The 24,215-nt window shown below is 46.6% G+C and carries 20 protein-coding genes; 10 read left to right on the top strand and 10 right to left on the bottom strand.

The genetic code is table 11. The annotated features are described in order from the left end of the window. Positions 1-218: 218 nt before the first annotated feature. The 4 genes from ACJ9Y9_RS11740 to ACJ9Y9_RS11725 form a co-directional block, all read right to left on the bottom strand. Positions 219-1,862, bottom strand: coding sequence for a hypothetical protein (locus ACJ9Y9_RS11740; protein ID WP_028018980.1), 1,644 nt, complete (start codon positions 1,860-1,862; stop codon positions 219-221). Continuing rightward, positions 1,855-4,704, bottom strand: coding sequence for a hypothetical protein (locus ACJ9Y9_RS11735; protein WP_231079157.1), 2,850 nt, complete (start codon positions 4,702-4,704; stop codon positions 1,855-1,857). The genes ACJ9Y9_RS11740 and ACJ9Y9_RS11735 overlap by 8 nt, the downstream gene beginning before the upstream one ends. A gap of 228 nt (positions 4,705-4,932) precedes the next feature. Further along, a complete protein-coding gene (locus ACJ9Y9_RS11730; protein WP_050482915.1) occupies positions 4,933-6,036 on the bottom strand; it encodes a glycoside hydrolase family 19 protein in 1,104 nt (367 codons plus the stop codon). After that, positions 6,033-6,467, bottom strand: coding sequence for a hypothetical protein (locus ACJ9Y9_RS11725; RefSeq protein WP_028017390.1), 435 nt, complete (start codon positions 6,465-6,467; stop codon positions 6,033-6,035). Before ACJ9Y9_RS11725 ends, ACJ9Y9_RS11730 begins: the two co-directional genes overlap by 4 nt. 552 nt (positions 6,468-7,019) lie before the next feature. Here ACJ9Y9_RS11725 and ACJ9Y9_RS11720 point away from each other — a divergent pair. From ACJ9Y9_RS11720 to ACJ9Y9_RS11685, 8 genes are all read left to right on the top strand, one after another. Then, a complete protein-coding gene (locus ACJ9Y9_RS11720; RefSeq protein WP_028017391.1) occupies positions 7,020-7,877 on the top strand; it encodes a lipase family protein in 858 nt (285 codons plus the stop codon). Positions 7,878-7,888: 11 nt separating this feature from the next. Next, on the top strand, positions 7,889-9,379 hold the full coding sequence (locus tag ACJ9Y9_RS11715; protein WP_050482916.1) for an alkaline phosphatase D family protein: 1,491 nt from the start codon (positions 7,889-7,891) through the stop codon (positions 9,377-9,379). 16 nt (positions 9,380-9,395) lie between these two features. Then, positions 9,396-10,196 carry a hypothetical protein gene (locus tag ACJ9Y9_RS11710; protein ID WP_050482917.1) on the top strand — a complete coding sequence of 267 codons (801 nt, stop codon included), beginning with the start codon at positions 9,396-9,398 and terminating at the stop codon, positions 10,194-10,196. 330 nt (positions 10,197-10,526) lie between these two features. Next, positions 10,527-11,873 carry an ISNCY-like element ISLad2 family transposase gene (locus ACJ9Y9_RS11705; protein ID WP_076611902.1) on the top strand — a complete coding sequence of 449 codons (1,347 nt, stop codon included), beginning with the start codon at positions 10,527-10,529 and terminating at the stop codon, positions 11,871-11,873. Between the two features lie 58 nt (positions 11,874-11,931). Further along, positions 11,932-12,735 carry a hypothetical protein gene (locus ACJ9Y9_RS11700; RefSeq protein ID WP_000589340.1) on the top strand — a complete coding sequence of 268 codons (804 nt, stop codon included), beginning with the start codon at positions 11,932-11,934 and terminating at the stop codon, positions 12,733-12,735. Between the two features lie 13 nt (positions 12,736-12,748). After that, on the top strand, positions 12,749-14,110 hold the full coding sequence (locus ACJ9Y9_RS11695; protein ID WP_000482601.1) for an FRG domain-containing protein: 1,362 nt from the start codon (positions 12,749-12,751) through the stop codon (positions 14,108-14,110). 152 nt (positions 14,111-14,262) lie between these two features. Then, positions 14,263-14,703: a hypothetical protein gene (locus ACJ9Y9_RS11690; RefSeq protein WP_016239970.1), complete on the top strand. Its 441-nt coding sequence runs from the start codon at positions 14,263-14,265 to the stop codon at positions 14,701-14,703. Positions 14,704-14,720: 17 nt separating this feature from the next. Then, entirely contained in the window at positions 14,721-15,527 is an 807-nt protein-coding gene (locus tag ACJ9Y9_RS11685) for a hypothetical protein (RefSeq protein ID WP_016239971.1), read from the top strand. Positions 15,528-15,829: 302 nt separating this feature from the next. Here the strand turns inward: ACJ9Y9_RS11685 and ACJ9Y9_RS11680 are convergent, their stop codons facing one another. After that, positions 15,830-17,443 (bottom strand): mechanosensitive ion channel family protein, encoded by a 1,614-nt coding sequence (locus ACJ9Y9_RS11680; protein WP_028017393.1) that lies wholly within the window; start codon positions 17,441-17,443, stop codon positions 15,830-15,832. 89 nt (positions 17,444-17,532) lie between these two features. Beyond that, the gene (locus ACJ9Y9_RS11675; RefSeq protein WP_028017394.1) at positions 17,533-18,285 is read right to left on the bottom strand and encodes a DeoR/GlpR family DNA-binding transcription regulator; all 753 of its coding nucleotides are present in this window, start codon (positions 18,283-18,285) and stop codon (positions 17,533-17,535) included. An 85-nt stretch (positions 18,286-18,370) separates the two neighbouring features. Here ACJ9Y9_RS11675 and ACJ9Y9_RS11670 point away from each other — a divergent pair, with 85 nt between their 5' ends. Both ACJ9Y9_RS11670 and tam read left to right on the top strand, forming a co-directional pair. Beyond that, positions 18,371-18,955: an NUDIX domain-containing protein gene (locus ACJ9Y9_RS11670; protein ID WP_028017395.1), complete on the top strand. Its 585-nt coding sequence runs from the start codon at positions 18,371-18,373 to the stop codon at positions 18,953-18,955. An 83-nt stretch (positions 18,956-19,038) separates the two neighbouring features. Beyond that, the gene (gene tam / locus ACJ9Y9_RS11665) at positions 19,039-19,797 is read left to right on the top strand and encodes a trans-aconitate 2-methyltransferase (RefSeq protein WP_134708425.1); all 759 of its coding nucleotides are present in this window, start codon (positions 19,039-19,041) and stop codon (positions 19,795-19,797) included. A gap of 4 nt (positions 19,798-19,801) precedes the next feature. On the opposite strand, the gene ACJ9Y9_RS11660 is transcribed toward tam, so the two are convergent. The 4 genes from ACJ9Y9_RS11660 to ACJ9Y9_RS11645 all read right to left on the bottom strand — a co-directional run bounded on the left by ACJ9Y9_RS11660 (position 19,802) and on the right by ACJ9Y9_RS11645 (position 24,203). After that, entirely contained in the window at positions 19,802-20,992 is a 1,191-nt protein-coding gene (locus ACJ9Y9_RS11660) for a cytochrome c biogenesis protein/redoxin (protein WP_028017397.1), read from the bottom strand. Between the two features lie 135 nt (positions 20,993-21,127). Further along, the gene (locus ACJ9Y9_RS11655; RefSeq protein WP_028017398.1) at positions 21,128-22,426 is read right to left on the bottom strand and encodes an ATP-binding protein; all 1,299 of its coding nucleotides are present in this window, start codon (positions 22,424-22,426) and stop codon (positions 21,128-21,130) included. Further along, positions 22,423-23,163 (bottom strand): response regulator, encoded by a 741-nt coding sequence (locus ACJ9Y9_RS11650; protein WP_028017399.1) that lies wholly within the window; start codon positions 23,161-23,163, stop codon positions 22,423-22,425. Before ACJ9Y9_RS11650 ends, ACJ9Y9_RS11655 begins: the two co-directional genes overlap by 4 nt. A gap of 44 nt (positions 23,164-23,207) precedes the next feature. Continuing rightward, the gene (locus ACJ9Y9_RS11645) at positions 23,208-24,203 is read right to left on the bottom strand and encodes an alpha/beta fold hydrolase (protein WP_028017400.1); all 996 of its coding nucleotides are present in this window, start codon (positions 24,201-24,203) and stop codon (positions 23,208-23,210) included. Positions 24,204-24,215 lie beyond the last annotated feature (12 nt).

The raw sequence follows: 24,215 nt of genomic DNA, 5'->3' as shown, positions 1-24,215 counted from the left end.
TGCAAGAATTTAGTTCATAAGAAATAATCATCAATATGATCTTGTTTTAAATGAATATTTAAAAATTCTACTGGCTACATAGATGACTTCATGAACTAACAGATAAAAGGTGATGTTTGTCGACCTTATCGTTATCTATATGGCATCATGCTGATACTAGTTTCGAGAGAGGATCTCTGCGATGTTTGCTTACAAAGCGGCCATACGGAGATAACACTCTAGTGTAATTGCTGCGGTGGAAATAATGGAATGTCGCACTCACACCAGACAGCGAAGGGATCATTTTTCTCGGGGAAGACCATTCCGGCAATGCTATTCATTTTCACCGCTTTTAACACCTCTACGAGACGTTGTAAATCTTCTTTACCAGACGTATTATTTGACTGATTTCCGACCAGCCTTGTCCAGCTTCCTTTTTTTTCTACGGCATGGATTTGGCCGTTGGCACCCTGAATGAGCCGGTATGACTGATGTCGACTCAGATCTGTAATGGTTGAGAGTTCGTCATGCCCTTCATATCCCAACAGGTAATTCCCATGGTTTTGCCATCTAACTCTTAGCGGCTTGCAATTGTTCGTGTATTGAATAGCCAGAAAATCCGTGGATGTTCTGTCAGCGACGCTGTTACACCTGGGGTCGGTTTTATATTGTACAACTCCCTTTGGTGTGGTTGTGATGAAGTTTCCGCTTACAGGTACCAGAATGCGTTGCTCAGTAACACTATCATCGGAATAATATTGAAAAAGGTTTGTGCCTGATTCGTAAGAAATGGTTCTCTGACCTGTGCGTGCAATGGTATATAACGCATCGGACTTAGGAGCTTCATACCTGAATTCGAAATAATAACTCTGCTTACCTGAATCTTTACATGACTCTATAACTTCTGTGAAATAATGCATATCACTATGCGGCGTATCAAATGTGTATATGTTTTTATAATTACAACCGTTGCTAAATTTATGCGTCAGCGCCCAGTCATTTTTTTCATCATAACTCATCTCCTCTGTTGGCTCGCCCGTTTCAGTTTTGCGGATCATATTAAATAAGTCCGAGTACTGAAAACTGATGGTAATGCCGGCCATTTCTAATTTTGATAGGGTTGAGTAATTTTCAGTGGAGGGGGGGGGCCAGTAAGCTATCTGAACGGCTTTTCCCTTTGCAAACAATTGGGTAATAAAACCAAATTGATCCTGATCTATGTTAATGACAGGCCTTGTGTTTCCTCGCTTCATTCCGATGATGCTACCTCCAAAATAATAAACTGAGATATCGTCAGATAACTGAGTATGTTTCTCTTTGAGTAACCTACCGAAGCGGTCGAATCTATAGCTTATAGAATCGATTTGTGAAATCACACCACTGCCGGATTTTCTCAGAAAGGTTTTGGGCCCATTTGAATACTGCTCGATATTGAATTCATCATACCAATTATAATTATGTTGAGTGATAAGGTAGTCAGCAATAAGTTGGCTGCGGTCACTGGATGGTTCATTATATCCAGCTATATTTGACTCAAACTCTTCTTTATGATGCTCTATAAATTGTCGGTATTTAAATTCGTGTGAAGGAGACTTGAGCATTATTTTAACTCCCCCGCCACATATATTAACTGCCAGTCCATTTTCCTGTAGAGTAAGTGTAGTGCCGATATCACTGCACCAGCCCAGACCAAATGATGATCTCAGCAGCGAACGTGAATTATAGGTCAAATCGAGAGGGACTGAATGCACGTACCGTTCAAGGTTTGCTGTATATATGTAATTAGCATTATTCGGGGACACTAAACCTTTCCCAGCAAAAACCATCGTCGACAGTATAGCCAGCGCGCAAATAAAAAGCCGAGGCCGTAGGAGTTCAGACATATTTACCATCCATAACATGAAGATGAATCATAACCCGATCGATGATGGTGTGATCTCCCGTCACGGCCCCCACTTCAGCGACAACATGAATGACCATCTGCCAGCGCTCACGAGGTATGAGCGCAATCAGCATGACAAAAGCCTGTGCCATTACTGGGACGGCAGCAGCTTCTTTCCAGAGGTCTTGTCTTGCCCTGAAGAAATTTGCCACAAACCAGTCCTGCAACCGCTCATGTCTGAATGCATAAATATTGCCTGTTATTCCCCCTCCGGTAATGATTAATCGCTCATCCCGAAAAAACGTAAGCTCATCCGTTGTAAATTCTGACTCTGAAATACATGAGCTATTGTTTTTCCGCTCATTGTAGGCCAGTTCAGATAATCTGGTGAGTGGCAGTTCTCGATAAAATTTACCTTTATAACGTAGTGAGATGTTCTCCATAAACTGAGATATAATATTTTCATTGCTCACTGCAACATTATGCTTAAATAGCTGTTTGATAATTTCAAGATCGAACGGCGTCAATCCTTCACCAAATTTAAAATTGGCAGGAAGGCCATGAATAATATCCCGTATCTCTTCTAACGAGGTTGTCTGTATTTTATCGTGGAGTAATGCTTCCGTTAAATACTTCTCGGCACTGTCCATAGTCAATGGTGTAATGCGTAACTGTTTGCAATCCTGCAACTCAGGAACAATACCTGGCTGTGACGTTATAATGACGTTTGCTGTGGTGTATCGCAGGCAAAAATCTTGGATCCGCATTCTCGCGACAGGACTGCCTTCATTATAGCCATCAATGATGATACTAAGTGCACCGGTTGCCAGTGCTCTTTCGATGATTTTAAAGTCCGATGCTTCCTCCGGTAATCTGGCATAAACAGCAGCGATAACACCTTCTTCACATTGACGGGCACCAATCATTATCACCGGAGATTGCATTCGATGCACAAGACTCTTCACATACACGCTTTTACCTGAGCCTGACACGCCAGTAAGTAATGTGTAGCCGGAAGGTTTTTCGAGCATTTCGGCGATATTCTTTGACTCAGACCAGGAGCCATTGTCCAGGAGTGCTTCGGCATTAATCCCATTGAAATAAAATGTAACAGCTGCGCGTTTTTTATGAATTTGCTGGACGACAGGTTTTATCAGGAATCGTGTGACACCCGGAACATTAAGAAGTAAATCCAGTATGCCCAATGTTAAAATTTTCCGTAGCATGGGATTTTGCCAGATGATAGCACGGGTAGTGGCTGATGTTCGGTAACGCAGGAATAGCATGATAAGCAGCAATGACTCGGCAATAGCGAGTGCTACGGCCGTATATTTGGTATATTTGGCAATGGTGTAGACTACGCTGTCTTCCATTTCCAATGTTAACGGTGCCTGTAATAGCTCGCGCCAGGGGAAGAGCAATCCCGTTGATGAATAAGCCCGTAATTCAGTAAGTTGTGGAGTATCCATATCCTGAGGGATACTGAATTTTAGTTCTTTATCTGTAATCTGAGCATTCACAATACTTTGTTTACTACCATCATTCAGTACAGCAAAGGCTACAAGAGGGCTTACGGATGGCATGCTTGCAGAAAACCTACCGTTAGATATTTTTCGACTATTCAGGGCTGCCACTAACTCTGGCGCTGGTTCTGAATAAAATGATGCCCCCCCGTAAAAATGTGCGGCCCACAATCCATGGGAGTCCTCAAAAAGGCGTACGACGGGATTAGATGAGTCTGATAAATCAGGAACTTCAAAGATATTTTCACGGAAGACTTTATACACCTGATCCTGACATATTATCCAGGCGCCATCATCAGTGCTACGTATTACATCAATGACTGGTGACTGCACGCTGGCGATCTTTTTAACAATGCTGTTATATAACTGGAAAATTTCCCCGCGAGTGTTTGCGAGTACGGCATAATTATTTTTAGCATTAATTAATGCAGCATAAAAAGACGTGCCAGTTGTACTATCACTTAGCATATTTTGCGGGTTTGAAATAATTTTTATCTGCGAAGAGTCTGTAATCCCGAGAGCGCCGCTTTTAAATCCGACAATTACATGGCTTCCCAAAGTAAATAGATTGGCCACATAATCTAATTTTCGCGGCAAAGGCATTTTTTGTATATTAATGCTACCGTCATGGTAGGCCGCATAGAAAAGCAGACCTTTTTCAGTTTGCATTATTACAGTGCCATTCTCGCTACCAGTGATTGTCATGGGAGAATCATCAGCATCAATCTGTGACTGTGAACTGAGTTTTACGCCGGTATCGATGTTTACCTGAAAAATCTCCCCATCGTTAAGGCTTAACCATAACGTGTTTTCACCAGTACTGGTGGCAGCAGTAACTACTTTTTGACATCCCCCCTCATCTAATACATTAATTTTCTTAATTATTTTCCCGGTGGCATCTGTCTTTGTTATGCTTCCGCACAACTGAATCGCAGTAGCTGAATTTTCTGAGGCGATGACTTCAATAACAGGATTTTCTACAGGTAAAGTAGTTAAGTCACTCCTGATCGTTTGTCCTTTACTGTCAATATGGTAAAGGTTTAATCCACCTAATGTGAACCACGCACCTCCGGAACCGTCTTCACGGACATGCTCAACAGGTAACTTATCTGGGTTCTCGATATTTAATAAATCACCTGAGCCTTTGCGGGCAATACCCTGCGTAACCAAAAAGAAAGGGGAACTGTTGTCATAACCTACAAAGAGTACATCTGTCTCATCGGCAGGGATGGTTTCGCTCCAAGCATTAGAGGAAAAGATTATACATTGTAGAATAAGCAGTAAATACAGCAGTAAATTGTGCCGATTATGAATACCCATATGATAATCCTACTCAGTTGAATATGTTCAACTACTCAATTTTAGTTCAGAAGAAACAGATTCGTCTGGGTAAAATTGCGGGGGAGCCAAAAATAACGTCATGATCCGGAATAGCACAATTTCACTATAGTTAATCCGGTGTTCATCTTGGTTCATGAATTAAGTTAACAATCAACATGATTCAACTTATGTGGTTTTTAATTGAGCGTCTTCCCTGACGCCCCCCTCTCATGAAAGGGCTTTCAGCATCGCCTTTGAGAAAGCGATTCGATCTTCGAGGATCACTTTGGCTTTGCCATTGACTCGCTCTGTTAACTTCACCAAATCCCAGTTGTCGGCGAGCGGCAGGCAGTTGCGGGTTTTCAGATACCAGCAGCCTGAAGCGGCTGCTCCTTCAGGGCTTGTACACCATTCGGCAGCTTCCTCAACGGGCATGTTGATAAATCTGGCAAACTCCTGATATTCCGATTTTCCCGTCAACTGGATCAAACCTCGCCCGCGATAGCGGTAACCGTCTCCCGAGGCTTCATCGCCATTGCCCAGTCGGTTGGCATAGACACGGTTTGCCAGTTTCATTGGCTGACGTAAGAACTGTTCGGCTTCCTGGTCGTCTTTGAAGTGACGGCCAAAAATCTTTATTAACTGGTTCAGCGTGGTGTATCGCAGATTTTCCTCAAGCTCGGAAAACGTTGCCCCTGCTTCCACCATAAATTGCCCGACAGCGGCGGCAATGCGTCGTTCGGAATGGATCTCGTAGTGATTGAATGCGTTGCCAAGCGCCGGAGCCCAGATATCGATATTCAGGCGTGGGCTTACCTGTTTTAAGGCGCTGGCAAGCGGCGATTGTGGAAGCGTCGTATAGGCAGGGGCTGCCTCAGGTGCTGGCTTGGGTGAGGCAGGGCTGACGGGCGTGGGTGGGGTGTCATCACCTGTGCCAATACTGCCAACCGATCCCCCACCATCGGCTTTTTTGGCATCAGGACCGATATAGGGGGATACGGCAGATTTGATGCGAGAATTAAAACTCCCCTCAATAAAATCGACACCGGCATATCCTGCGGCTACCACGGCCATTAGCGATTCAGCAGGAAATTTTCCGGCAAATGTGTCCAACCCCATTGTTATCCCTGAAAGGCTGCCAGCAATAAAACCGATCATCAGAGTGACCATTAAATAGCTGGCACTGAAGTTCTGCTTACTGTCGCCCGCTTCAAGTTGCAGATAACCTGCTTTTCTCAGCCCGACAACGGCCCGAATCCCTTGTCCAACCATCCCCGCCACACCGCATAAAATCAAGGCAGAGAGCGCGGTTCCTAATGTTAATTCGCTCATTTATTCACCTCAATATGTGCAATAGTCACTACATTCTGCTTAGATTGCTTCATGATTGGGCTGACGCGCAGGCTGATTTCAGCACTGTCGCTGGCATGTAATTTATACTGATTAATCCCGTACGGCGGCGTCAGCCCTTGAAGCCAACTGTCGTGTACAAACATATTGGGGGCGTCTTTATTTTGTTGCATGCCGTGAGCAATGCCCTGGAGTACTTCTTCTGCCAGCGACGTCGCCACCATAGCGGTTGGTGCTATTATGCTAGCGGCGATTGCACTGGTATTGATGGCCGCTTCCAGCTGCTTTCCTGCATTTTGAATGTCAGCGTCAGAATCCATGTAGGGATCAAGATGGTTGCAAAAATCAAATGGCTTGCGTATCCGCAATGTTGTCATAAATACGGCAATATTATCTTCCAGAGGGCTGAACATAGTGTTTCCTCAGCAATCTGATAAGTGCGAGGGACAATACGCTTAAGTATTTTCTTTTTTGTTCAGGGTTCGATAGCACAAAAGCGTGAAACACAAAAAAAATATCGCACTTCATTATCATGGTGAATAATTTTGTCGAAGCCACCTGTTAAGCGGAGCTAATATTGTTTTAACAGATGCTTGAGTAATGTCGAGGTGGATAGGTAATGAATCCGTCATACTGGCCGTGATGGATGGCAGAAGAGCGAGCAGTTTATCGCTGCCTTTGCAAAGTCAGTGCGTTCTGTGAGTCGCATTGTTGAGAAAATAACAGACTCAAACTACACTCAAGAATATTTTAGCTAGTTGTTGGTTTTTTATTATCCTGAATACGTTGCTGATGAGGAGTAAAAAAAACTTATAATTATCGGCGCTTGCTTTCTTTAAATATGGGTTCTGATTTTCTTTTAGTGACAATGTGTTGCCTGGGTGATGGCTTTTATAATTATTAATGCAGCTTTCTGACAGTAGCGTGAGACCATAAACGTTTGTATCAACAGATAGGGAAAATATATGCCTGTTGCTTATAGTGCAGATAATCAATCACTTTATCATCCTGAACGAGATATAACATTATTGTGTGATTCTGACTGGCCAGATGAAATCGCGCTGGCAGCAGAATTATCACGGCTGGCATATCTGAGGGCAGAAAAAAAGGGGGCTGGAGAAAAAGAGAAGTTAACGGGCATATTAAAAGCGGCGGGGTTTGGCGCGCCCGAACTGTTGAACGATGTTGCTCGTGATGCTTACGGGTTTGCCACCTGTCATGCCAGCGGCCTGTGCGTGCTTGCCTTTCGGGGAACGCAGATTGATCACTACCAGGATTTTCTGACCAATATTCAGACATTGCCTGAATATTGTCGCTATGGACGAGTACATACCGGATTTCAAAAAAGCGCCCAAGCCCTACAGCCTCTGGCGGAAAACTGGCTCAAGAAAATGACAGCAAAGCGAACCCATTTGCTGATTTGTGGCCACAGCCTAGGTGGGGCAATAGCTACTTTGCTGGCGATGGCGTTACAGCCGGACACGTTAATAACTATAGGTTGCCCCAGAGTCGGAGACGATGAATTTGTCAGTTCCCTGCTGGGCCAGCCTCATTTGCAGGTAATCCGGGTGGTCAACTGCTGCGATGCGGTGCCGACCGTCCCCCCGACATTCCTGGGCTATGAGCATGCCGGAAATGCTCTCTACCTTGATTGCAATGGAAAGCTTCTGCATAACCCAACCGCTAGCGCACTGAAAAGCGATCGGGCGGCAGGGCGTAAAATCTATGCTCCGCTCTATGAAGCCGACCGCCTGAATCATGTTCCGGTGCGTTGGCTCGCCGATCACGCCCCTCACAATTACATCCGGGCCTTCTGGCCATAACGAGGTGTGGAATGCCATATCTGATGGTTCGACCGTTGTTAGGTAATGTTGGTGTCATCCAGCTGTGGGTGGGTGTTTTTGGGTATAAGACAGCCCCGATATTGAACTTTACGTTGAATGAAAAAGCGGTTAGCCCGGAAATAAGTAGTCAGCCTCTGGCTCCGATTCGTGATGATGACTGTCTGAACAAGCGGCCGCTAAGTTATCAGGGGATTTATGAGTTCAGTGTCCAGGGAAATGACAGTGAGCACCGCTTTAATGTGAGCATCCCGCAAGATGGCACATCGCGATTTCTGGCTGTGAAGTCGCTCCCTGCGAAAGTGCCATTTTTGGGTAACAGCTTCAAAATTATGCTGATGTCATGTTACTGCGCGGGTACCGATGCAGTGGGAGTGGGTGATTTTGTGCAACAGATACCGGTACGTCCGGATATGACGCTTTTTGCGGGTGATCAGGTTTATCTGGATCAACCGCCTTTCTTTCACATGCCGGACTCTGCTGAGGAACTCCGAAAAAACATTGCCGCCAAGTACCGTCGAAACTGGTTGTCAGATTTCACCGGGCAAAGGGGGTTACAGAAAGCGTTAACCAAAGCGCCGACATTATGTCTGCCTGATGATCACGAATTCTGGAATAACTATCCCTGGGAACAAGTCTGGAAAGAGGGGACGGGGCCGGAGCCAGGTGCAAATGGGATTAATCATTGGGAAGTTGTCGCAAGAGAGCTGTTACAGGATTTTCAACTGGGAGGCGCTCCTGCTTCCCAACAACCCTGGACGTTTTTGGAAATTGAGCCACTCAGTATGTTGTTCCTGGACACGCGAAGCTATCGACAGAAAAACTTTACCAGCCCGACTGGACTTATGCCTGACAGCGCGTGGAAGGCCGTCGAGAAATGGCGGGATAATCTGTTGGATCACCAAATTAACGGTAAGCCGCTTATCGGTGTACTTGCCACAGGGCAGGCCTTGTTTTGCGAACCAACGGGGTGGTTATTAAACAAAATGGGAGATGCTGAGCTCGCGAACTATACAACACAGTTTGCGAAACTTATGGAATCAATTGATAAGCTTGGTGAGTGTGGTGTACAGGTGATCTTCCTGACGGGAGATGTGCACTGGAACAGAGTGGCTCAAGCTAACCATACCCGGACGAAAAGGACCACTCTGACGGAGGTCATCTGCTCGCCGACCAGTTTGTGTGTGACGCCAGGAGTTGACCTGGCGAATATTGCCAAACACACGGTAGGGGGATTATTCGGTAAAAATTCTGACTGGAAAAGACATTCCGATCCCGATACCCCTCCGAAATATGTTGGTGAAAAAAATCAGTTCAGCCCGTTTGAAAAGTTCTACGGAATGAGAGGCAATCACGTCGCAATTATCGAATTTACTCGTTCAGGTTCAGGGGTAAATATGACGGTGAATTATTATCCCATTACTTATCCAGCGTCTCCTGCCGTTTCTACGAGAACGTATCCGATTATCAACGTTAATACTTAGCTTCTGGAGAATAATAATGGTCATGAATTATGCCCCAGGGTCAGAAAAGAACCCTAAACTGGTTGAGCAAAAACGCGCCGATAATGAGAACAACCTTGAGTGGTTGTTACGTGCCTTTAATGCGCTTAAAGGTAAAGAGCCTTTGGCGCAGTCATACATTTTGCTGCTTGGTGGTACGGATACGTTGTCGTGGCGAATTCGTGCTGGCCAGTCACAGCTGCGCTTTGATATGTTGCCTTCGTATTGGTCTACCTCGGCGCTGCTGTGCGCTAATGCTGAAAATGTGGATAAATCGAAAGTGCTGCATATTCCACTTTTCCAACCCCAGGGAGGTGTTTTTGCCACTGAGCGCAATGGCGTTGTGGAATCACCGGTCTCAATTTTTAAGGATTCTGAGCACTGGAAAAATATCGCATTGATAGCTTTTCCAAAAGCTCAAGAAGACGTACTGAATTCGCTTCCTCATTTTCAGAGGGGACGCAACTATATTGACGCACTTGAGCATATTCTCCGTTGGCTGGCTTTTGCGTGGGGTGTCGCAAGAACTCCCACGCCGATTAATGATGGTATTGGGCTGCCTACCGCCTGCATGCTGGAAAGTTTATATAGTGGTGCGGGGATGGATCTCACCCCAGGGCTGGAAACTCGTGCATCGAGTCCTGAAGCCATCTGGGCTACAGCCTCGCGCTGGTATAAACATTTTGAAAATAATAAGCTGAAAATGCCAAAAGGGCGCTTCTGCACACCCGACAGTTACAACATCAATGATGGGCATAAAAAGCCATCGGGAAGGGCAAACAAGTCCACTGAAGACTAATCCAAAAGCAGAAGCCTGCTATAAAGCAGGCTTCTCTATAATCGCCCTGGGCATGAATACAAAAGTATTTAAACGACTGGAGCAGGAATGTGAAAAAGCCAGAAGCCATCTTGCTATAGTTGAAGGGGTGGGTAAGTGTATGACTAGTCGTTGTCTGCGGGCGGTTATGAACTAAATGAACGACAGACTCAATTTAACATAATATACATTATGCGCACCAATATGTGTTAGAACCATTTAGTAATGTCACTTTTTATCCAGATAGAAACGTCACCTTAGAGTAAGCTAAACTGAATGCAATTCTAAGGGGCTCAACGCATGTTGGTGACCATGTCAGATAAAGAGATCCACCGCCTACCGGTGATACAGGCAGTTTGTGAAAAGCGTCTACGCCGTCGTGATGCAGCATCACAGCTTGGCATTTCAGAACGTCAGGCGCAACGACTTATCAATCGTTACCGAGTTTCTGGTGCTGAAGGACTTGTCAGCCGCAAACGCGGCCAGCCCAGCAACCGCCGGTTGACCGAATCTCTCAAACTACGAGTACTCACGCTGATACGTGAAAACTACAGTGACTTTGGGCCCACACTGGCCGCAGAAAAACTCAGAGAGCGCCATAATATCCGGCTTTCAATCGAGACCGTCCGCAACTGGATGACGTCTGACGGACTCTGGGTCCCGCATGCTCGCCGTAAGTCACGGGTTTATCAACCCCGACATCGGCGTGATTGTCTGGGTGAACTTATCCAGATCGACGGCTCCCACCATGACTGGTTTGAAGGCCGTGCGCCAAAATGCTGCCTGCTGGTCTTTATCGATGATGCCACCGGGCGTCTGATGCATTTGCGGTTCAGCGAGTCAGAAACAGCCTTTGACTACATGCTGGCAACCCGGGAATACATCGAGCAGCATGGGAAGCCGGTATCGCTGTACAGTGACAAACACGCAATATTTCGCGTCAGTGGTCCGGAGAAACGCAATACCACCGTTACCCAGTTCGGACGTGTGCTTTATGACCTGGCAATCGAGCTTATTTGTGCCAACAGCTCTGAAGCTAAAGGCCGCGTGGAACGTGCGAATCAGACACTTCAGGATCGGCTGATCAAAGAAATGCGTCTGGAAGGTATAACCGGCATTGAGGCCGCAAATGCCTGGCTTGCCACTTTCATCGCTGACTTTAACAGCCGGTTTTCACGACCGGCTAAGTTCCCCAAAGATTTGCATCGTCCGGTGCAGGAAAGCCCCGATGAATTAAGAGACATCTTTGCCTGGCATGATGTTCGTACCGTGTCGAAATCACTGACCTTCCAGTACGATAAGATCCTTTATCTCATGGACACCACAGAAGAAAATAGCCGTCTTGCCGGTGAAAAAATTAAAGTACTGGATTATCCCGATGGCACCCTCGCCTTCCTCTATGGGCACCGGAGCCTTAAGTGCCAGGCATTTGATAAGCTGGCCTGTGTCGACCAGGGGCAGATTGTTGATAACAAACGTCTCGGGACTGTACTCCGACTGGCTCAGGTAAAACAGGATGAGCGGGAAAGCGAAGGCAAACGGGAACGAAGCAAAAAATCGCCCAGCCGTAAGGCTCAGGTGCGCATCCAGGAACAGCTCCGGGCTATCAATCCCGTTCTGGCAGACCCGAGCTTGTTTGTGGCAAGTTCAAAGCGATAGAATCGACCATCAGTGCTGCAAAGTACCGGAACAGTGAGTCCCCAAAAGGATACTTGAGATGATTAAATTCCCGACTACAAAGCGCGTTGATTTGTATAAAACTGCTGTCAGCTCTGAGCAATTACATCTAGATCTGGTTGCGGCTCAGGAGTTCATGTTCGATGCCTGGGAAAATGATGACCTGGAAGTTGTGCTGAAACTCATCAGAAAAGCTATCAAGAAATCCCCGCTCTGTGCTGACGCATACTCATTCTACTGCGAGATATCTCAAGAACCTCCTGAGTCAAAAATCGGGAAGCTGGAGACTGCTTTGTACGCAGCCAGCATTGCACTTGGCGAGGATTTTCAGGAGTTCGCAGGACGTTTCTGGGGATTTGTCGAAACACGTCCATATATGAGAGCAAAAGCAGCTTTGGCTGAGGCCTTATGGGAGTCTGGTAATTTTTATCCGGCTATGGCTCATAGCCGCGAAATGCTGAAGCTCAACCCGAACGATAACCAGGGGATTCGTCATTTATTAGCGAACTATTACCTTGAGCTTGAAATGGTGGATGATCTGGCCTTGCTACTGGACGATTATCCTGGGGATATGCGTTCGTTTTTTCAGTATACACGCGCCCTACTCGCCTACCGACAGTCATCCCCGGATGCCGATGATATCGCTAAAGCTGCGATTGATTCTAATAGACACATCCCCGGCTTGTTATCGAAGTGCAGATTACAGATCAAGTCTAACAGTGGATATATCACGTTAGGTGGAATGGATGAAGCCATTTATTATGTGAATCATAATATAAAGCCTTGGATTCGCACCTCTGGCGCAATTGATTGGATTGTAAATAATTCATTAAGTAAAATATAAGGATTTAGTTTTAATGTTTAATCTAATTATGGGCGGAGAACCTGACTATTTTGAACATTGGCCCATGTATGAACGGGTTAGTGGGAGTTGTGATTTTCCTATATCACGTATGTTAGAAGGCACCTCTGATGACATCCGGTTGAAGTTAACGCCTTTGAATGATAAAGCATTATCTTATATTGAGAAATTACCTACGCTTTTTATGTCAGAACTTTATTCCCGAGACAATGTTGAATACATTACTTTGCGACTTGGTGTAATTTCAAATCTACGAACAGTTAACAAAAATGTTGAGTTTGATTTCAGAATCACTCACTCACAAGATGATGTCGTAGTGATAAACAAAGAGTTATATCAAACAGCTTTAGAATTAGGTGCATATGGGCTGAAACGGACTCACTGGGGAATAAAAGCACGTGATTTAAATCAAACATTAGCACTTCTAAATATAACGACAAGAAGTACACCACTTCCTCCTACTGAAGCACTTCCTGATGAAGTTGATAACTACCCAATAATAGATAATGTTCAAAGTTTCATGGCGCGTGTTTTAGAACAAGATCATGAAGAAGATGCAGAAATATTTTATCGTGGACATTCTGATGTATCTTACGAGTTGGCTCCATCAGTTTTCAGGAAAAACAAAAAAGGTAACTTCAAGCATTTGCACAGTGAATCAAATTTAGTCCGTGAAGCCCTAACAGCAAGGCCAACTGAGTTTGTTGATGATAAAACAATGCTAGACAAGTTAGTAAGGATGCAACACTACGGACTACCAACTCGTTTGTTGGATATAACATCAAATCCACTAATCGCTCTGTATTTCGCTTGTTGCGACATTAGTAATAATGAAAATACAAATGAGGTTGATGGACATGTTATTATTTTCAAAACAAAAAGGGATCGTATAAAATTCTTTGACTCTGATACAGTAAGTTGCATATCAAATATATCAATGCTAAGTCAAACACTGAAAGATCAGCTGGATTGTAAAATGGACAAGGAGGCTTTCAATAAAACTGAAGCTTGTCAAAAACTCATACATTACATTAAAGATGAAAAACCTTATTTTAAAGATGTAATTATACCATCAGATTTGGAAAGGTTAATTTTCGTTAAAGGAAGAAATAATAATGAAAGGATGTCATCACAGTCAGGTGCATTCTTATTATTTGGGAATAATGCTGTTTATCCCGATTTAGTTTCAAACCCTGATGATGCTATGCAAGAGTTTAAAGTAGAAAAAATAGTGATCAGAAACAAAGCTAGAATACTTAAGGAACTCGCAAGGTTAAACATTACAGATGCGACAGTTTATCAAGGCATGGAAAGGACAATGAAACTAATTGCGGCCAAATTTTCCGCAGGAGATTGATCTTCATGTGGTTTTTTGACACACTAGCCTGTCGCTACTGGCATTGGTCCCTTGTATGCTAAGCATATGAACTCTGGTGTGTGTTGGACAGGAGCAATTAACCAGTCGTATAGTAAAATTTGAATGTAAAAATATAAAACAAGGAGTTGAGAATGAACCCCATTACTTTGAGTGAAATGAGTGATGAAGATGAAGAGGTAAAAATCATTTCTTCATATGAACCTCAAGATGATGAGATTGCGATCGTTTTTGATAGTTCAAAAATTACTGGAGGTAATGCACTGGATTTTTTCCAGTTCACCAAGCAATCACATTCTAATGTTAAAGTGTACGGAGATTCTAATGGTGTTTCGTACCTGCAATTAAACAGTATAACGTTAGCGTTAGGCACTTTCTTTGCCACATCAGTAATGATACCTTTTTTAGTAAATCTTGTTTCAAATTATATTCAGAAAAAAATTGATAACTTTGGAACTAGAGATATAGACGTTAAAGTCTCTATAATTAAAAAAAATAAATCAGGAAAACATGTGAAATACACTGTTTCTGGAAAAGTAGACGATGTTTTAAAAGTAATTAACAAAATCAAATAAAAATCTATATAGATATTATGAATATTCACGAAAAGTTAAAGCGTTGGATGTGTATTACTCAAGAAGATAGTGCTATTCTTGATTATCTTAATGCTGAGTTAAAAAAAGCTCAATCCTTGAGCTTGAATAATGAATCAAACAGATTGTTTTTATACAAAACAATTTTACTAGCCCATTTAAAATATATTCAAGTCATTAATTTACTTACAAGAGGTGATTTTTATGAAGCATGGGTAGAACTTGAAAGGATAGAAATAGATTTAATACATATTAAAGAAAATAATGAGTTTCTGCCTGAGGTTAATTTCTATGGTGTTAACTTCTTAGCGAGAATGGTATGTAATTGGCAGGCGTTATTCCCATATAAAATCTTCGGTAGTTCTCGTGAAATAATAAAAGAAGTGAAATGTTCAGTATGTAATACAACCCGTAGTTTTATTAATGATTGTGGTCATGTTAAAAATAAACTTTATAATGGAGTTCTTTGCTTTGATGAAGTGATCGATTTTGAATTAATTACTTATGACATAGTTAGTAATCCCGTTAACAAATGTAGTGTTTTTTTCTCCAATGATGGTGATCATTATAACTATTCAACTTTAATTAGTGTTGTCAAATACATACAATCCCCACATCAAATTTTCAATATTACGACCTGGAGATTTAAGGCGAAAGAACATGATGGAGTATTATCGCCAGAAAATATTTGTCCATGTGGAGATTCTTTAAAAAAATATGCAGATTGTTGTTTGCCACGTAATGGTATTTATAAAAAACATATAGATATTTGGTTTCCCTTCCCGTTGAATGTAGAACCTATTTAGAACCAGATATTCAATAACTAAAGATCCCGTTGACACAGATATTTCCATATTAAGATGTTTTCGTTATATTTTTATTCCAGTCTTTCATATTTAACTTTTGCTTTATTAATTGGTTGAGTGGGATAACGCAGCAGTCACATTAATATGATTACATAGGCTGAAAGTGCCCTTTCTATCTTGCACAAAGAGGTGACATTTTAAACTTGCTTTGACAAATATGAATCCATGGGAAATCTACACATTATCTGTTGTTATTGCCCTGGTCATTGAGCCCACTGAAAGTACCTTCCAGACGCTGTTCATCATTTTCCGTTTTCAGGTGGCGTCGCTGGTGCGCTATACCAGTTGTCTTTTGGCACCATCACACTGTTTTCCGGTTGCAATACAAAGTTCGGAGACATGATCTGCACGTTAAATTCATTGAAGACGTCCTGAATATTGCTGTGCAGTTCGTTACGGCCATCTGCCAGTGACACATCCGGCAGCAGTCGTACCTGTAATTCATAAGCAATGTACCAATCCATCAGACTCAACTGTCGCACCAACGGTGGCTGTGAAAGATCGATTCCTTTGGCACGTTTGGCCGCCAGCTCCAACATTGCATGAACCTGACGCCATGGCGTGTCGTAACCAATGGTGACGCCGACAGTCAGGTTAACGCCACCGTTTGTACTTTGCGCACTCAAATTGGTAATTTTACCGCTTACCACGACAGCGTTCGGCACGGTAACCACGTAGTTTTCACGGGTGATAATTTTGGTTGCAAGCATACCAATTTCACTTACCAGCCCCTCGTTATCTGCCACCCGAATCATGTCTCCTTTGCGGAGAGCACGCGAGTAAATCAAAACCAGACCACTCATTGCATGGTTCATCACCCCGGCAGAGCCTAGCGTGAGCATCAGGCCAAAGAAAACACTGATGCCTTTAAAAGCCAGTGAATTGGCCCCGGGCAAAAAAGGATATGCTGCCGAAAGCGCAAAGAGCCACACTACGACTGAAATCAGCTTGCGGGTTGCACCAACCGTTTCAGGATGGATACCGGGCAGTTGCAAACGCCCTGCTTCCACCTGATTGAGTACCATCTTTAACAACTTCAAAATGAAGGCGGTAATAAGGAAGATGATCAGAACAATCAACAGGCCCGGTAACGCTGAGACAATAGACAGCGCGATATCGCGTACCACGCGTACGGACCACTCTCCCAGAGACTCTCCCCAGACGCGCGTCCATGGGAACAGGCTGAAGGTCCAACTCAGCCAGACATAGAGTGCGACAATTCCCAGTAAAATCATCAACAACGCATACAGGCGCGTTTCGATAGCACCGATAAACCGCCGCCAGCGCTGGGGTATCCAGCTTCGATTCTCAAAAATACGCCGGCGATAAACACGTTTGATCCAGCGCCATGAACGGTATGTGCCGTACCAGAACAGCACCAGTGCCAGCAGTCCCGCTACGGTCTTCACCGCCGATAGCGCCAGCCAGCCGCTGTTATACTGATCGCTCAAGGCTGAGCGTTGCGCTTCCATACGCGCCAGTACGCGCTGCGCCGCCTGGTCAAGCGTAAGATCGTCTCCCTCGTCGAGATCGCCTGCTGTCAGTAGCATCACCGGTTTGCCGTTCATTACGATGAGCCGTCCCGGCTGGTTATAACGATTTACTGACACAATCTTTAGCGGTTCGCGAACATCAGCTTCAGTGAAATTTCGTAGCGTATTGCGGATGCGTAACACCCGTTCTTCTGGCGTGGTAAGTCCGAATTTCGCCTGTAGCATGACGATCGGTTGATGGAAAATATAGACCGTGCGGGCACGCTCCTTTTCAGTGGGCTCCTGTCGAGGTTCCGCCGCATGGGAATTCACAAGCACAGAGAAGAGAAAACACGTTAAAAGCGCGAGCACAATCCTGTTCATATTCGCCACCGAAAACGCGAGAATTATCGTTATTTTTCAAAATGCCAAATCAAGGCCGATCGCTTTTTTAGCATAGACCAGCCCTTCACTTACGCAATGATAGATACCCCTTTTTCCGATATCGCACGGATCCAGTCCTCATCGGTATTGCCATCGATAACGATGGTATTCGCCAGAGACACATCGCCAATCACAAACGATGACGCGGTGTTTATTTTTTCCGGTGAGGCCAGGACAACCGTCTCGGCGGCTCTGCCGGAAAATGCACGTTTGATGCACGCTTCTTCAAAATCACCGGTCGTCAGTCCCGCCTCAGGGTGGATGCCGGTCACTCCCATAAAGAACAGATCTGCGTGAATATTTTCGATACCTTCAATGGCACCCGCGCCGACCGCAACAATAGAGTGTTTATACAGGCGGCCACCAATCAGAATCACCTCGACAGAAGGATGATTAACCAGTCCCAGAGCGATACTCGGGCTGTGCGTTACCACGGTGATGTGCAAGTCAGGAGGTAAAAACGTAATCAGTTCGGCGGTCGTTGTTCCACCGTCAACGATCACCACCTGACCCGAAGAGATGAGCTGTGCACCTTTTTGAGCCACCTTTTTTTTCGCATCCATCTTAACAAATTGACGCTCTGCAAACGGAGCAATAGCGGAAGATGACGGTAGCGCGCCACCGTGAACGCGCTGTAAACGCCCTTCTGCCGCCAGCTCACGTAGATCGCGCCGTATAGTGTCTTCAGAGACATCGAAGAGAATGCTGAGTGCTTTCGACTGAACCTGCCCTTCGGCTTCGAGCTTTTCAATAATCAATTGTTTTCGCTGACTGGTGAGCATTAGGATTCCTGGTGTTGCATGTTTAATCTTGAAGTTGCACGATAATGCTGGTTATGATGATTACTTTACGTAAGGAGGAACAATCGTGCAATCAAAACGTGCAGATGTACGCATTATTGACAGTGAAACGCTGTCAAATAACTGGTATGTCCTTAAAAAATATACCTTTGACCTGCAGCGCCGTGATGGCGAATGGCAGCGGCAAAACCGTGAAGTTTATGACCGGGGTAACGGCGCGACAATCCTGCTCTACAACCGTGAGAAAAAGACGGTGATCCTGACCCGCCAGTTCCGTTTTCCTGTATTTATCAACGGCCATGAGGACGATTTGATCGAAGCCGCTGCCGGGTTGCTCGATAACATGGATCCAGAGAGCCGCATTAAAGCAGAAGCGGAAGAAGAAACCGGGTTTAGCGTTTCATGCGTGCAGAAAATCTTTGAAGCGTATATGAGCCCGGGATCCGTCACGGAAAAACTCTATTTTTACCTTGCCGAGTACCATCCGAAAGACAAAACCAGCTCAGGCGGCGGGCTCAAGGCTGAGGGCGAAGATATCGATGTACTCGAAATGACGCTGGAAGAAGCATTACAGGGCATTGAAACGGGTAAGATTGTCGACGGGAAAACCATCATGCTGCTTTACCATGTTGCACTGAAAGGCATTTTGTAATTTGCCTGAGTCATGACACCTGCCACTGTGCAGGTGTCTGCCTGTGCTATTCTTGCAAAAAAAGGCAAAACGGAGATCTGACAATGGCTGACTGGAACCCTTCTCTTTACCTGCAATATGGTGCAGAACGAACGCGTCCTGCCGCTGAACTGCTCGCCAGAATTCCACTGGATGACGTCACCTCCATCGTTGATCTGGGCTGCGGGCCAGGCAACAGTACTGCCCTGTTACAGCATCGCTGGCCATCGGCACATATCACTGGGGTTGATAATTCACCTGCGATGCTGGAAGAAGCACGCAAGGCGTTACCTGACTGCCATTTTGTTGAAGCCGATATTCGCCAGTATAAGCCCGGCCAGCCGCTGAGTCTGATTTACGCTAATGCATCGCTGCAATGGATCCCTGACCATTACGATCTCCTGCCTCACCTTGTTTCTTTGCTTATGTTAAATGGCGTGCTGGCGATCCAGATGCCTGACAACTGGCTCGAACCCACCCATGTGGCGATGCGTGAAGTGGCGCTGGAGCAAGATTATCCCGATCGTGGTCGTGAACCGTTGCCCGGCGTACATGCCTATTTTGATATTTTGTCAGAAGCCGGTTGCGACGTAGATATCTGGCGGACAACGTATTTTCATAAAATGAGCTCTCACCAGGCCATTATTGACTGGGTCAGCGCCACCGGTTTGCGCCCCTGGCTGCAGGAGCTGAATGAGAGCGAGCAGAAACATTTTCTGAAACGCTACCATGAACTACTGGTAGAGCAGTATCCGCTCCAGGAAAACGGGCAGATACTGCTGGCTTTTCCACGGCTGTTTATTGTTGCTAAACGTCAACCCTGATGGCTTATGAGCGGGCTTCTTTGAGCAGCTGTTGAATGACCTTCTCTTGCTGTTCATAGTTGCCTTCGCCAAAAGAGGTGTAGCGTAACTGCCCTTTCGCATCAAAATAGTAATGTGCGGGCCAGTACTGGTTGCCGAAAGCATTCCAGATTTGATAGTTGTTATCGGTCACAACCCGATAGGGCAACTGCCACTTATTCACCGCATTTTTTACCGAGGAAAGCGGTTTTTCCCAGGGGTACTCGGGCGTGTGGACCCCAATCACCACCAGACCCTGTGACTGGTATTTTGTCGCCCAGTCACGCACATGCGGGAGCGTATGCTGGCAGTTGATACAGTCCCATGTCCAGAAATCGATCAGCACTACCTTACCGCGCAGCGATTCAGACGTGACACTGTCACCATTTATCCACCCTGTTCCACCGCTTAACGAAGGTAACTGACTGCTGGGCTCAGCCATCACGACTGGCTGAAGCTTCACCGGTGTGGTTGCCGGTTTTGCCAGATTCAGCAACGATGTTTCCAGATAGTCGGCAACGCCGTTAGCGCCTTTCAATATGGATGTTACGCTTGTTGCATTCAAAGCCACAGCCGCTAGCATCACGCCCCCCGCAGCCTTGCGTAATCTCTCCATCAGCGCCGACTTTGCTCTCAGCGGTGCCATCAGTTTTCGCCCACCGATAATAAGCAATCCCAGCATCAGCGCGCATCCGCTGCCATAGGCGGCCAGCAGAGCCCCTGTCGCAATGGCTGAATTCCCCGCAATATTAATGCTGAAAATGGCGCCCAGAATCGGTCCGGCACAGGGAGACCAGAGCAACCCCACGGCTAGTCCGGCCAGAAAAGCCGATGCTATACCGCGCGTTTGCCCGCTTCGGGTATTGAGGGCATTTCCCACGCTGACGGCAGGCTGCGCAATACGCCGGGCAAAGGACGGAGAGATTAAGCTCAGCGCGGCGATAGCCAGAATGACAAGCGCGACCCAGCGCCCGATAATGGTTGCCTCTGCAATCCACTCGCTGGCGACGGTGACGGCCATCGCCACCAGGGTGAACATCACGATCATCCCCGCAAAGAGCGCCAGAATATGTCGTCGTTGCCCCTGAAAGCCGGCGAACAGGAGCGGAATAACCGGGAGCGTACATGGACTGAGCAGGCTTATCATCCCACCTAAAAAAGCGATTATCAGAAACATAGTGACCTCACATGACAGATGCTGCAACGCTGCAGTGAGGCTATTTCATCGTACCGATGTGTTCAGGATATGTGTAAAACCTGAGGTTTTGTCTGGCTCTGTATCTGTCTCCCTGAGAGATACAAAGCCGTACAATTAGCGTCGAGGCAGTGCAATGGAGACGTCGAGCCCTCCCTCTGCGCGGTTTACCAGCTTCAGCTTTCCTTCGAGTTGGGCGGTGAGCTGCGCGGCAATAGCCAGACCAAGCCCGGTTCCGCCGGTGTCACGGTTGCGCGATGTTTCAACCCGATAAAAAGGCTGCAACACGGCCGCGAGCTCGGCCTCGGGTATTCCCGGCCCACCGTCCATGATGTGAATGACCACCTCTTCGGTAGACGAATCATCTATAGCGATGACGGCACGCTCGCCGAATTTCAGAGCGTTATCCAGCAAATTAGTCATCACCCGACGAAGCGCCTGCGGGCGCGTAACAACGGGTAAACGAGCCTCGCTTGCCTGAAACTGCACGTTTTTACCGATGTCCTGATAATCGCACGCTATGCTATTTACCCACGCGTTCAACTCCAGTTTCAGCGACGTCTCTTCCAGTGATTCTGATGAACGGGCATATGCAATCCCCTCCCGCACCAGACGCGACATGTTATCAAGGTCATTTAATAGCTTGTCGCGAAGCTCAGGTTGTTCTGCCATTTCGACACGCAGTTTCATGCGTGTTATTGGAGTCTGGAGATCGTGAGAAATGGAGGCGAGGATCTGCGCGCGGTCTTTGATATAGGACTGGATGCGAGCCTGCATTGCATTGAAGGCATGCGCTGCTCGTTGTACTTCAACCGGTCCCTTCTCTTTCATGGGGGCATTTGCAGAAGGATCCAGCGTATTTACCGCATGGGTAAATTGTGAAAAAGGCCGTATCACCTGTCGTACCGCGATCCAGGAGCAGGCAGCAAGGAGCAAAAGTTGCAGGATGAGAACAACAGGTAGCCAGCTTGCGACCGGCGGCATTCGGGGGATCAGGTCAATGGTCAGCGGCGAGCCATCGTGCAATGTGAGATGTGCCTGAATATGGGAAACAGAACCTGGAACCGCGGTAAAACTGAGCGGATAGTCAGCCGCGAGGGTCTCTTTTAACGTTCGGATGGCATCCTGAGAACGCTTATCCGTCGGCGCGGCGCCAGGCTCACCTGCACCGAGGATATAACGATAGTTACCCCGTTCAAGTCGCGGAAGCCAGGCCGCGCGTTCACTGGCGGGTAACCGGTCTAAAATGGCCAAGCTGGTTGCAACATCGTATTCCAGATTACCGAGCATCACCGTGCGGGCACTGTGCATTCGTTCAACCATGACCAGCGTCATACTCAGGGCGTTGGCCAGCAAGAGACCCGCAAGCACAATGATCAGCAGTCGGGCAAGCAGTGAGCGTGGCCAAAGCGTCATTCATTAACCTCTTTGATTGTCACGGGCATGGTAAAAACATAGCCTTCACTGCGCACGGTTTTAATATAGGCAGGCGTGCGTGCATCTTCATTCAGACGCTGGCGAACCCGGCTTACGAGCAAATCGATAGAACGTTCAAACAGTTCGGCGTCTCGCCCTTGCGTCAGGTTGAGCAACTGATCCCGGGAGAGAACACGTTGAGGATGGTCGAGGAATACGCGCAGCAGGCGATACTCCGCCCCGCTGAGCGCCACGATCACCCCTTCCGGGTCAATTAAGTGGCGGGCGACGGTATCCAGTTGCCATTCGCCAAACGTCACCAGTCGTCCTGCCTCGGTCACCTGTAAATTGGGCGGCATTGTGCGAAACCGCCGCAAAATTGCTTTGATACGTGCCAGTAGCTCACGGGCGACAAACGGCTTCACAACGTAATCATCCGCCCCCATTTCCAGTCCCAGGATCCTGTCCGTCTCTTCGCTGCGCGCCGTCAGCATCAGGATGGGCAAATCTTTGTGTTTGCCGCTGCGAAGCTGTCGGCACAGGGTGAGTCCATCATCACCGGGCATCATGACATCCAGCACTACCAGGTCGATATGCTGTTTATCCAGCACCGCACGCATCTCTTTACCGTTTGCCGCACCGGTCGCGCGATAACCGGACTTAATGAGATAGTCGACAATCAGTTCACGAATATCCCTGTCGTCATCGACGACAAGGATATGATCAATATGCTCCACCGAACTCTCCTGAATGAGGGGTAACGTATTGAAAATAGCACATATCACAGCTTATCAGCGTCGATAACCGCCTTGACGAAATCCTGTGGATCTTCCTGAGGAGGGTTGTGCCCCACGGTTGCGCCGAAGGTGCGGTGCTCATATTTACCGGTAAATTTACCTGCATAGGCCTGCGGTGCCGGGTGCGGCGCACCGTTATTTCCGCCTTCAATGGTAATGGTCGGGACGGTAATATTCGGCAAAGTCGCCAGTTTTTGCTCGTAGCTGTCGTATTTACGCTCCCCTTTTTCCAGCCCTAAACGCCAGCGATAGTTGCTGAGCGTCACCGCGACGTGATCCGGGTTATCAAGGGATTTGGCGCTGGCGTTAAAGGCTGCATCGCTAAATTTCCAGTCAGGCGATGCCTGCGACCAGATTAAGCGCGCGAAATCATGCGTGTTTTTGGCATAGCCTTCAGCACCACGCTCGGTGGCGAAATAGAACTGATACCACCACTGCTGTTCGGCTTTTGGCGGCAACGGTTGTTTGCCAATCTGCTGGCTGCTGATGAGATATCCACTCACCGACACCAGTGATTTAACGCGCTCTGGCCAAAGCGCCGCAACGATATCCGCCGTACGGGCACCCCAGTCGTATCCCGCGAACACCGCCTGTTTGATATTCAAAGCGTCCATCAGGTTAACAATATCTTTCGCCATCGCCGAAGGCTGGCCGTTGCGCGGCGTTTTTGCAGACAGGAAGCGCGTGGTGCCGTAGCCGCGCAGAGAAGGCACAATCACCCGGTAGCCTTTGGCCGCCAGCGCAGGCGCTACCTCGGCGTAGCTGTGAATATCGTAAGGCCAGCCGTGTAATAAAATGACCGGTTGACCATTTTTGGGGCCGATGTCGACATAACCGACATTCAGATCGCCGGCGTTAATTTGCAGTGGATGATCAAAAGCTGACGCGAAGTTTGTGCCGGTGGCTTCGGCCTGACAGGACATCACCGTGCCAAGAGAAACGGTCAGTGCGAGGGTTGAGTACGCGAGTTTGCTGAACATGTTGGTATCTCC

Source organism: Enterobacter sp. CPE_E1241, from assembly GCF_045618265.1.
Classification (GTDB): Bacteria; Pseudomonadota; Gammaproteobacteria; order Enterobacterales; family Enterobacteriaceae; genus Enterobacter; species Enterobacter adelaidei.
This window is presented reverse-complemented; position numbering and strand designations above follow the sequence as displayed.

Coding starts and splice junctions, on each gene's coding strand:
- ACJ9Y9_RS11740 (WP_028018980.1), bottom strand. CDS start 1,862: ATGTCTGAACTCCTACGGCCTCGGCTTTTTATTTGCGCGCTGGCTATA.
- ACJ9Y9_RS11735 (WP_231079157.1), bottom strand. CDS start 4,704: ATGGGTATTCATAATCGGCACAATTTACTGCTGTATTTACTGCTTATT.
- ACJ9Y9_RS11730 (WP_050482915.1), bottom strand. CDS start 6,036: ATGAGCGAATTAACATTAGGAACCGCGCTCTCTGCCTTGATTTTATGC.
- ACJ9Y9_RS11725 (WP_028017390.1), bottom strand. CDS start 6,467: ATGTTCAGCCCTCTGGAAGATAATATTGCCGTATTTATGACAACATTG.
- ACJ9Y9_RS11720 (WP_028017391.1), top strand. CDS start 7,020: ATGCCTGTTGCTTATAGTGCAGATAATCAATCACTTTATCATCCTGAA.
- ACJ9Y9_RS11715 (WP_050482916.1), top strand. CDS start 7,889: ATGCCATATCTGATGGTTCGACCGTTGTTAGGTAATGTTGGTGTCATC.
- ACJ9Y9_RS11710 (WP_050482917.1), top strand. CDS start 9,396: ATGGTCATGAATTATGCCCCAGGGTCAGAAAAGAACCCTAAACTGGTT.
- ACJ9Y9_RS11705 (WP_076611902.1), top strand. CDS start 10,527: ATGTCAGATAAAGAGATCCACCGCCTACCGGTGATACAGGCAGTTTGT.
- ACJ9Y9_RS11700 (WP_000589340.1), top strand. CDS start 11,932: ATGATTAAATTCCCGACTACAAAGCGCGTTGATTTGTATAAAACTGCT.
- ACJ9Y9_RS11695 (WP_000482601.1), top strand. CDS start 12,749: ATGTTTAATCTAATTATGGGCGGAGAACCTGACTATTTTGAACATTGG.
- ACJ9Y9_RS11690 (WP_016239970.1), top strand. CDS start 14,263: ATGAACCCCATTACTTTGAGTGAAATGAGTGATGAAGATGAAGAGGTA.
- ACJ9Y9_RS11685 (WP_016239971.1), top strand. CDS start 14,721: ATGAATATTCACGAAAAGTTAAAGCGTTGGATGTGTATTACTCAAGAA.
- ACJ9Y9_RS11680 (WP_028017393.1), bottom strand. CDS start 17,443: ATGAACAGGATTGTGCTCGCGCTTTTAACGTGTTTTCTCTTCTCTGTG.
- ACJ9Y9_RS11675 (WP_028017394.1), bottom strand. CDS start 18,285: ATGCTCACCAGTCAGCGAAAACAATTGATTATTGAAAAGCTCGAAGCC.
- tam (WP_134708425.1), top strand. CDS start 19,039: ATGGCTGACTGGAACCCTTCTCTTTACCTGCAATATGGTGCAGAACGA.
- ACJ9Y9_RS11660 (WP_028017397.1), bottom strand. CDS start 20,992: ATGTTTCTGATAATCGCTTTTTTAGGTGGGATGATAAGCCTGCTCAGT.
- ACJ9Y9_RS11655 (WP_028017398.1), bottom strand. CDS start 22,426: ATGACGCTTTGGCCACGCTCACTGCTTGCCCGACTGCTGATCATTGTG.
- ACJ9Y9_RS11645 (WP_028017400.1), bottom strand. CDS start 24,203: ATGTTCAGCAAACTCGCGTACTCAACCCTCGCACTGACCGTTTCTCTT.